We start from the raw sequence: 9,358 nt of genomic DNA on the forward strand, positions 1-9,358 counted from the left end.
AAAATAACAGATATTTTGAAATGTAGGATAAACGACAAGTTTCAAGTCGTTGACTTAAATCCCATTAAGCTAGCCGTTTGAATCGGCACTAGTATAGAAGCATTTTCACTACATAAAAACCATTTGTTCGGTGTATGGAGGATATTCTGGAAAAAAATTTGCAAAGAGTGTGCAGGAGATATTAGGATGTATATTAGAAATAGCCAAAAGAAATACACTTCATACTTTTACAGTTATTCCCAAAAGATGGGTTGTAGAGCGTTCTTTTGCGTGGATAGAAAAATGTCGCAGGCTATGGAAAAATTGCGAAAGAAAACTACATACAAGCCTGAATATGGTGGTTCTTGCTTTAAAAGTTGGCAAAAAAAACCAAAAAGTTTTAAAATTAATCCACTCCATCACACTAATGAAAGCTTTAAAATAAGGGGTTATGCAAGAAATCTAATGATAGGCCCTGACCCAAACGCCATCTACCCCATTAAGGACTATACGAAGCTCGTCTTCCTAAAAAACTTCGTCAAGGCCACCAATATTATCGTAGGTGAATATACCTATTTCGATGACAGGCGCCATGGTCCAGAGAAATTTGAAGAATATAACGTCCTCTATAACTACGATTTCTCAAAAGTTAAACTCATCATCGGGAAATTCTGCGCCATTGCAGCAGAAACAAAATTCATCATGACGGGAGATCACAAGCTCGATGCGATCAGTACATATCCATTTCCCATCTTTCAGAAAGGGTGGGAAAACGTTTTCAATATATTTGATCTTCCTGTAAAAGGGGACATCGTTGTTGGGAACGATGTTTGGTTTGGATATGATGTGCTTGTCAAGGGGGGTGTAAAGATCGGAAATGGAGCGATTATCGCTACGCGCGCAGTCGTCGTCAAAGATGTTCCTCCCTATGCAATCGTAGCAGGCAACCCTGCAAAAATTGTCAAAATGCGCTTCGATGACAAGACCATCGAACGACTTCTACGCATCTCTTGGTGGAACTGGGATATTGAAAAAATTAATCGTCACCTTTCCTTGATCTGCAATCTTGATGTGGATCGATTAGAAGCGGCTGGCTTGGAGGAGTAGAATGATTGACATCAAAAGAGCAAGCTTTTGGTTGTACAATAGAGGCTTTTTCTAAAAGTGTTTTTGCAGTTGTTGTCTCTGCTATATGTGTTATGCATTTTTCGGCGATTGAAATAGTTTTTTTTAAGACTAATTGAGTAGAAATATCTGGAAAAGGGTGATTTTTTCCTGCCGTTTTCCGTGGTACTTTCGAATGCGAAATTACAGAGCCTACTACATGCATAGTGCAAGACATTCATTCCTTGTATTTTTTTTATCAATTAATAAATTTATGGAAATACAAGGACTATTGCAACCTAATATTTTGAATCGACCGCAATTAAAAGAGGGAATTTAGCTAGTTTTTGCAAACCTGCACTTAAATCGTATATAGTGGTTCCGATTCAATCGCATAAAAAAATATAGGATTAACGACAAGTTTCAAGTCGTTGACTTGAACCCCATTAAGCTAGCCGTTTGCATTAGCACTACTATATACTGAAATGCATTAGAAAAAAGACTTTTCAAACACTAAATTCATTGAAATTTTCTAATGGATTGAGATATGAGTTTTGCTCATATGCAACTAAAAGAGAACTTTTTAACAAGAAACCAAAAAGACCTCCTCAAGGCTCGTCATCGCCATGAACGGGATAAAAGGCTATGCGATAGAATCAAATCTATTTTATTGTTAGATGAAGGGTGGACATACCCACAATTAGCACATGCTTTACTCCTAGATGAGGATACGATAAGGCGTTACTATAAAACTTATTTAGAAGGTGGCAAAGAAGCATTGCTGAATTTGAACTATGCAGGATCGGAATCATATTCTCTGAGGTATTCCTGAACAGTGATAGGGCTTATCCGAAGTGCTTTAGCAAGATTTTTTGTTGAGATACCCTCATCATAGCCCAAAATTACACAAAGCCTATTCCGTTCAGAATAGTCTTTTGGATGCTTTAACTTGTGTTCTAAGTCAGCTATCTGGCTAGGGGTCAGTTTTTTCATACTCAATAGCTTAACACAAAACAAAATATTTTTCTATCCGATTGAATCGGAACCACTATATCTTAAAAATTATTTTTTAATAGATAAGTTCTTTAGGTCTATTATTTGCAATAAATACAATAAGAGCAAAAAACATAGCCATAGCTCCCACAACGAAAGGAAGATAAGGATAAATGGCTACAAACGAACCCGAGAAAAGAGGAGTCAGGCCAATTGCCGCCCACTGCACTGAATTGTAAATGCCTAAAATATGTCCTTGCGATTGCTTATCACTCACGTTCGAGACAATTGTCGTTGCAGATGGAAAAAGCAAAGCCTCAAAAAAAGCAAGGGCTGGTAGCATGCAATAAAGAAAGAATTTAACTTTTATAAAAACCATAATTATTAGAGTACAACCCATTCCAAGTAAGGCAGTTAAAATAAGAGAATTAGGAGAGAACCATTTTAAGAAAGGACGAATAACAAGCCCTTGGCAGAAAGCAATCCAAAAACCAATACTTGCATAAAAATTAGCAATTTCAGACCCGCTAAAGTGAAATTCTCGAATCAAAAAAACAGGACAAAATTCCGTAAAAAACCCCCAACCGATACAAAAAATAAACATCATGAAGAATAAACTACGAAGTTTAACAGAGGTAAATGCTTCCTTAAGTTGATGAATACCAGCAACTAAGCTAATTTTTGTAAACTGAATGGCTGGCAGGCTTTCTTGCATTTTCCAAAGTAAAAGAGCAATGTTAAGCAAACAAAGAACAGAAGCCGCCCAAAAAGGGGTGGTCAAATTAAAAATAGCACATATAGAAGGATCTGAAAGCTTGCCTCCTAGATAAGGTCCTATAACAAACCCTGTTCCCCATGCCATTCCCAATAAACCAAAGTTCTTGGTTTTTTCTTCCTCAGTGCTGGTATCTACAATTATCGTTTGAGCCACAGACCAATTACCAGCAGCTACTCCTCCTAATAAACGAGAGATAAAAATGACAACGATACTCTCAAAAATAATTCCGAAAACAGTCAATGCATAAGTAGATGCAGCAAGCCAAAGAGTGAGCAATAAAATTTTTTTACGCCCTTTATAATCAGATAAAGTCCCTAAAATCGGTCCACCAAAAAACTGCCCCAAACAAAAACCCGAAACCAGTAATCCAAATAACCAGCCTCGGAGCGCTAAAGAGGTATTTAGAGGCAAAAATCCTTGTTCAGGATTCATGAGCAACACAGAAAAAATCGGATAAACCAGACCAAAACCTAAGCTATCGATAAAGACAGTTAATAATATAGGAAATAAACGCATACATTTTTTTCAGAGTGAAACTGAATTCCAAAAAAGAGTAAAGTACAAATGTTTTAAAGTCATATTCTTTTAAAACAAGATTGACTGATAGCAGCTCGAAACATTATAATTTTATCTTTTTTTAAAAGCCATATTATTATAGCTCTCATCCCACCTCATGTGATATAAATTTTAAGTTAGATAAATGCAATGTAAAAGAACAAAAATTCTATGACACACATTTTAGCTGATTTAAAAGTTTTTTTAGAAACAGCACCTACTTCTTGGCATGCTGTTCAGGAAATAGGTAATCGTCTAGCCATTCATAATTTCCTGCCTTTAGAAGAAATCGATAAATGGAAATTAAAACCAGGTGGTAAATATTTCACGATAAGAGGAGGAAGTTTGTGTGCTTTTTCCCTTCCTAAAAACCCCCCTAAACAAGCGCTTATTCTTGCCTCTCACACGGATAGCTGTGCTCTTAAACTCAAACCACTTCCCAGCTATCTTAAGCAAAACATGACCTCGTTTGGTGTTGAAGTATATGGCAGTCCTCTGCTTTCTTCGTGGCTAAATCGCGATCTGGTTCTAGCAGGGAGAGTAGTTATTTTAAATAAGGATCAACAACCAGAAGAGAACCTGGTTATTTTAGACGATGCTACTTTTATCATCCCACAGCTTGCCCTCCATTTAGATCGCGAAGTGAATGAAAAAGGAGTGATTTTAAATAAACAAGAACACTTATGCCCTCTTGTCAGTGTATCTAGTCAAGAAAAAAATATCTTAGAAAAATTATTAAAACGTCAGCTCTCTTTTGAAAAGCTGCTTTCCTTCGATCTTTTTCTAGTACCACAAGAACCTGCGCGTTTTATAGGATTAAACAATGAAATGCTTGCCTCGTATCGAATAGATAACTTAGTCAGTGCACATGCTGCTTTAGCTGCTTTAGTCTATTGTAAAAAACCAAGCTTAAGCCAGCTACAAATAGCGCTCTTTTGGGACCATGAAGAGATAGGGTCCTATAGTGTAGAAGGAGCTGGCTCTTCCTTCCTACAAGATATATTGCAACGCATTTCTTACCACCTTCGATTAGATGTAGAAGCGCTAACACGCATGAAAAACAGTTCTCTTTGTCTTTCGATTGATATGGCTCATGCGCTAAACCCAAATTATATAGATAAACACGATTCACAGCACCAGCCTCTTTTAAATAAGGGGATTGTGATTAAATACAATGCAAACCAAAAATATGCTTCCCAGGCAATTTCTGTAGCTCCTATTGTACATGCTTGTCACAACTTAAATCTCAACTACCAATCTTTTCTATCTAGATCTGATCTTCCTTGTGGAAGCACCATTGGTCCCATCATGGCTGCTAATCTAGGAATTGATACAATCGATATTGGATGTCCTCAACTTTCTATGCATTCGACCAGGGAATTAATTGCTTGTCAAGATTACCTCGATCTGTTGCACTTGCTTAGCTATTTGGTTCAAGAGGGATCATAAAATCATGTCCAAACATTTTAAAGGAAAGTTAGTTCCAGAACATCTAAAAGAAGCACGTAAAAAAGGAATGCTTCTCAAAGCTGAAATACATGGATCAGAAGTTCCCTCCCATGTAATTGCCGCAACAGAAAGCATGAAATTGCTTGCGATAGCGCTTTTGATTGGATGGCTTATTCAACTATCTTTGCAAACTCTCGGACTACTCTCTTTTGGTCTGATTTTATTTATAGCATCGCGTAGTGCTTTAAATGGCTGGTCGCGAATGGAAAGATTACATCGTGTGATTGAAGAAGAGCGCTTTGAAATTGAGCATCATAGACATCAAGAAAGAGAAGAGCTAGCCGAAATCTATGAAGCAAAAGGCTTTTCTGGTAAATTGCTCGAAGAAGTGATCGACTGTCTGATGGCTGATGACAATCGTCTTTTACAAATTATGTTAGAAGAAGAATTAGGCCTCTCTTTAGAACAATACGAACATCCGCTTAAACAAAGCGCTTTTGCCTTGTTAGGGGCTTTAATAAGCGCTGTTTTGTGTTTAATAGGTTATGCTTTATCTTTCTCATTTGGGCTGCCTATTGCCGTTCTTTTAATAACGGTTTTTTCCACTGTACTTTCTGCTCGTCTTGAAAATAGTTCAGCTTGGCAAAGAACTGTTTGGAATTGTGCTGTATTGGTTCTTGTTGGCGGCGCTGTTATATTTGCTCAACAGTTAATCAAGGGCATCTAAAATGAATAGCCCTTATCTCTTTGATGAATTTTTTGCCTCGGGTAAGGAAGAGAGCATCAGTCCCTTTCTAACCCCTTCTTCGCGTAAATGGGGTAAACACCTCTCTTTAAAAACAGCTTTTATATCTGGAATATTATTACTATGCGCTTTTATTTTTTCCTTTCTTAACCCTGCTTTTTCTAATCTCTGTCTGTTATTTGTTTATTTTTTTTCGGGAACCCCTGCGTTAATTGGAGCTTTAGGGGATATAAAAAATCTCGAAATTAATATCGATGTACTAATGACTTTAGCCGCTCTCTTATCGGTATTAATAGGGAATGGTATGGAAGGAGCCTTATTGCTTGTTTTATTTGAGTTATCTGGTGCTATGGAAACTTTAGTTACAGAAAAAACAAAAAGTGCCCTGGTTAGTTTGCATCAAATAGCTCCTAGATTTGCCTACGTAGTAGCAGAAGATGGAGCTATTTACGAGAGATCTGTAAAAGATATCCCTCTTAAAACCACCCTGCTGATTAAAGCAGGAGAAATTGTTCCTCTTGACTCTGTTGTTATTAAGGGTAGTTCTTTTGTAAATTTAAGTCATTTAACAGGAGAAAGTCGCCCTGTTAGTAAAAAACTAGGCGATGAAGTACAGGCAGGTGCTTATAATCTTGATGGCACTATTACAGTAGAGGTTACTCGCACAAGTAGTGATTCCACATTAAATCGGATTATTGAGCTCATTACTCAAGCTCAAGAATCAAAACCCCGTCTGCAACGCTTTTTAGATCGTTTTGGTAAATGGTATGCGATGAGTATCATCTCACTTTTTTTAATTTTTGCAATCACACTACCTTGGATTTTTCCCATCACCTATTTAGGAGCTGAAGGAGGGCTCTACCGCGCGTTATCTTTCTTAATTGCAGCTTCTCCTTGCGCATTAATCATAGCAACTCCAACGGCTTATTTAAGTGCAATCAGTAGCTGCGCTCGTAAAGGCATCTTGCTTAAAGGAGGGATTATTTTAGACGCACTTACCTCATGTCACACTGTAGCTTTTGATAAAACAGGAACATTAACAACGGGAAAGCTTCATTGCACAAAATTAGAAATAATCCATCCAAAGCAGGCTCCATGCTATACTTTAGAAGAAGGATTACAAGCAGCTTATGGGTTAGAAATATTTGCCGTACATCCCATTGCAGATGCTATTATTTCTTATGCAAAAGAAAAACAAATTAAGCCTTCGGAACTTTTAGATTTTACATCTATTCCAGGTTCTGGTTTACAAGGTTTTGTTTTTTTACAAAACCGCAAAGTCCCTGTCTACATAGGTAATTCAGCATTTATCCTACCCTATTTACCTAAAACCTTTTCTCCTGAGATCTTTCAAAAAGGAACACTAAATAGTTATCTTTTATTAGGAAATACTCTATTTCTCTTCCATTTTACCGATACTTTACGAGCTCAATCAAAACCCTTAATCGATCGACTAAAAAACCAAAAACTTCATCCCGTTATGCTTACAGGTGATAAGTTAAAAATTGCAAAAGATGTAGCTGAGCAATTAGCTATTTCTACAATCTATGCAGACTTAAAACCTGAAGATAAATTAGCTAAAGTAGCAGAACTTTCTACTAGCCAAGGTCTTATTATGGTTGGCGATGGAATTAATGATGCTCCTGCCCTAGCAAGAGCCACTGTGGGTATCTCTATGGGAACAATAGGAAGTGCTACAGCAATTGAAGCATCAGATATTGTTTTTCTCAATGATGATCTTTCTTTACTCGATTGGATGATTCAAAAAGCCCACAGAACAATTGCTATTGTCAAACAAAACATCACCCTAGCTCTTGCTGTTATTCTATTAGTAACCCTCCCTGCCCTTTTAGGTTTGGTTCCCCTTTGGCTTGCGGTTATCTTCCACGAAGGAGGCACCGTTCTTGTGGGCTTAAATAGCCTAAGACTCCTTAGACAATAAACCTTAAGCTATTTTCTACAGGGAAAGCAACTTATAAAAAAATTAAAGATTCTATGAGCCAATGTCTCTATTGTGAGGTACAGAATCCTTGTCCTACTTATTCTCCCGATCTCAATCTGATTGAACGCCTTTGGCGATTCATGAATAAAAAAGTTCTCAATAATCGATATTAGACTTCTTTCGAAATTAAATTTTTGAGAGTATATTGTATCCTCTATTGGATGAAGAAAAGTTTCGTCGTCTAACCGGTGTTAAGCAAAAGACGTTTGATAAGATGATAGGTATTCTAGAGCAAGAAGTTAAAGATAGAAAAACAAAGAAGAGAAGAAAAAAGAAGATAAGCATAGAAAACATGCTGCTTATGACTTTAGAGTACATTAGAGAATATAGGACTTACTTTCACATAAGCCAAAGTTACTCAGTCAGTGAAAGTAATGCTTATAAAACAGTGAAATGGTTGGAAGACACAGTAATTAAGCATCCAGATTTTGAGCTACCAGGACGTAAAGCTCTTTTGAAGAGTGATACAGATAAAAGTTTTTTTTACGCCACTGGTAACCACTTTTTAAAAAAGCTCTTCTTAAGAGTGACATGGAATACGAAGTAATTCTTATAGATGCATCAGAAACACCTATAGAGCGTCCCAAAAAAAAGTCAAAGATAAAAAGAGGATAAAAAATCGCAATTTTACTCCGGAAAAAAGAAAAAGCATTCGATCAAAAGACAAATAGTCGTAGAAAGGCGCAATTATATCAATGGTAGAAATGGGTGTATAGAAGCATTTTCACTACATAAAAACCATTTGTTCGGTGTAAAAAATGTTTTAGCAGATGGAGGATATTCTGGAGAAAAATTTGCAAAGAGTATGCAGGAGATATTAGGATGTATAGTAGAAATAGCCAAAAGAAATACACTTCATACTTTTACAGTTATTCCCAAAAGATGGGTTGTAGAGCGTTCTTTTGCGTGGATAGAAAAATGTCGCAGGCTATGGAAAATACGATGAAACTACTAGGAAAGGTATGATGCCGTCTAAATTTCGGTTTACATTTAAACCACTGGTATTAGAAGATCGGCCTCTTATTCACAAATGGCTTGTACAACCCCATGTTGCTGAGTGGATTCATGGAGTCGGACTTCAAAATACCCTAAACGGATTGGAAAAGTTTTTTCAAGGAGAATCTAATACTACCTACTGGATTGGTTATGATAAAGATATCCCTTTCGCTTTTCTGATAACTTCTCCTAAAGGAAATGATGCGACTACCTTAGATTTGTTCATTTGTGACCTGAATTATTTGGGGAAAGGGATTGCTGTACCGATGATTCAAGAGTTTTTAATCAGCCAGTTTCCAAATATGAAAAGAGTTCTGACAGACCCTGAAGCGACCAATAAACGAGCCATCCACGTGTATCAAAAAGTGGGCTTTAAGATCATGGGAGAGTTTATTGCAAGCTGGCATCCAGTCCCTCACTACCAAATGGAGCTGTATATGAGAGATTTGCATCCTAAGAGGCCTGTTTAAAATCTTTTCGATAAGTCATAAAGATAGTTTTCATAAAACCTTTGGAAGAGTCTTTTCAAGTTTGAAGTGCACAGAAGAATTAAAAAAAAGAATAGGCAGGCGATGAAAGAATCTCTATTGTGATTTTTAACAATCAAACACAACAAGAGACCTTGACTAAAGGCTACCATCACCTAACGTATGACCAAAGATGTCAGATTTATATTTTAAAAGCTAGAGGCGATACATCTAGCTCAATAGCAACCATTCTAAAAGTTCATCATAGCACTATTAGTAGGGAACTTAAG

Annotated in this window: 10 protein-coding genes and 2 pseudogenes; 10 read left to right on the top strand and 2 right to left on the bottom strand. The window is 36.9% G+C overall.

Annotated features, from left to right (window positions below):
- Positions 1-139: 139 nt before the first annotated feature.
- The 3 genes and pseudogenes from RHOW815_RS04840 to RHOW815_RS04850 all read left to right on the top strand — a co-directional run.
- A pseudogene (locus RHOW815_RS04840) lies at positions 140-424 on the top strand (transposase); the annotation flags it as partial.
- A 20-nt stretch (positions 425-444) separates the two neighbouring features.
- Positions 445-1,086 (top strand): CatB-related O-acetyltransferase, encoded by a 642-nt coding sequence (locus tag RHOW815_RS04845; RefSeq protein ID WP_215217210.1) that lies wholly within the window; start codon positions 445-447, stop codon positions 1,084-1,086.
- Between the two features lie 544 nt (positions 1,087-1,630).
- On the top strand, positions 1,631-1,915 hold the full coding sequence (locus tag RHOW815_RS04850) for a helix-turn-helix domain-containing protein (RefSeq protein WP_215217211.1): 285 nt from the start codon (positions 1,631-1,633) through the stop codon (positions 1,913-1,915).
- Here RHOW815_RS04850 and RHOW815_RS04855 read toward each other — a convergent pair.
- Together RHOW815_RS04855 and RHOW815_RS04860 are read right to left on the bottom strand one after the other, a co-directional pair.
- The gene (locus tag RHOW815_RS04855; protein ID WP_215217212.1) at positions 1,876-2,076 is read right to left on the bottom strand and encodes a helix-turn-helix domain-containing protein; all 201 of its coding nucleotides are present in this window, start codon (positions 2,074-2,076) and stop codon (positions 1,876-1,878) included. The two genes, RHOW815_RS04850 and RHOW815_RS04855, sit on opposite strands and share 40 nt — an antisense overlap.
- Before the next feature lie 76 nt (positions 2,077-2,152).
- Positions 2,153-3,370 carry an MFS transporter gene (locus tag RHOW815_RS04860; RefSeq protein WP_215217213.1) on the bottom strand — a complete coding sequence of 406 codons (1,218 nt, stop codon included), beginning with the start codon at positions 3,368-3,370 and terminating at the stop codon, positions 2,153-2,155.
- A 210-nt stretch (positions 3,371-3,580) separates the two neighbouring features.
- On the opposite strand from RHOW815_RS04860, the gene RHOW815_RS04865 reads away from it, so the two are divergent.
- From RHOW815_RS04865 to RHOW815_RS09065, 7 genes and pseudogenes are all read left to right on the top strand, one after another.
- The gene (locus RHOW815_RS04865) at positions 3,581-4,858 is read left to right on the top strand and encodes a M18 family aminopeptidase (RefSeq protein WP_215217214.1); all 1,278 of its coding nucleotides are present in this window, start codon (positions 3,581-3,583) and stop codon (positions 4,856-4,858) included.
- Positions 4,859-4,862: 4 nt separating this feature from the next.
- On the top strand, positions 4,863-5,585 hold the full coding sequence (locus RHOW815_RS04870) for a VIT1/CCC1 transporter family protein (RefSeq protein WP_215217215.1): 723 nt from the start codon (positions 4,863-4,865) through the stop codon (positions 5,583-5,585).
- A 1-nt stretch (position 5,586) separates the two neighbouring features.
- On the top strand, positions 5,587-7,545 hold the full coding sequence (locus RHOW815_RS04875) for a heavy metal translocating P-type ATPase (protein ID WP_215217216.1): 1,959 nt from the start codon (positions 5,587-5,589) through the stop codon (positions 7,543-7,545).
- A 53-nt stretch (positions 7,546-7,598) separates the two neighbouring features.
- Positions 7,599-7,718, top strand: a complete 120-nt coding sequence (locus RHOW815_RS04880; protein WP_215217217.1) for a transposase — start codon at positions 7,599-7,601, stop codon at positions 7,716-7,718.
- Positions 7,719-7,747: 29 nt separating this feature from the next.
- Positions 7,748-8,551, top strand: a pseudogene (locus RHOW815_RS04885) (transposase family protein).
- Between the two features lie 16 nt (positions 8,552-8,567).
- Entirely contained in the window at positions 8,568-9,071 is a 504-nt protein-coding gene (locus RHOW815_RS04895; RefSeq protein ID WP_215217219.1) for a GNAT family N-acetyltransferase, read from the top strand.
- Positions 9,072-9,190: 119 nt separating this feature from the next.
- On the top strand, positions 9,191-9,358 hold a 168-nt coding region (locus tag RHOW815_RS09065; protein ID WP_350339772.1), incomplete at its 3' end, for a helix-turn-helix domain-containing protein.

The organism is Candidatus Rhabdochlamydia sp. W815 (assembly GCF_018642185.1).
Taxonomy (GTDB): domain Bacteria; phylum Chlamydiota; class Chlamydiia; order Chlamydiales; family Rhabdochlamydiaceae; genus Rhabdochlamydia; species Rhabdochlamydia oedothoracis.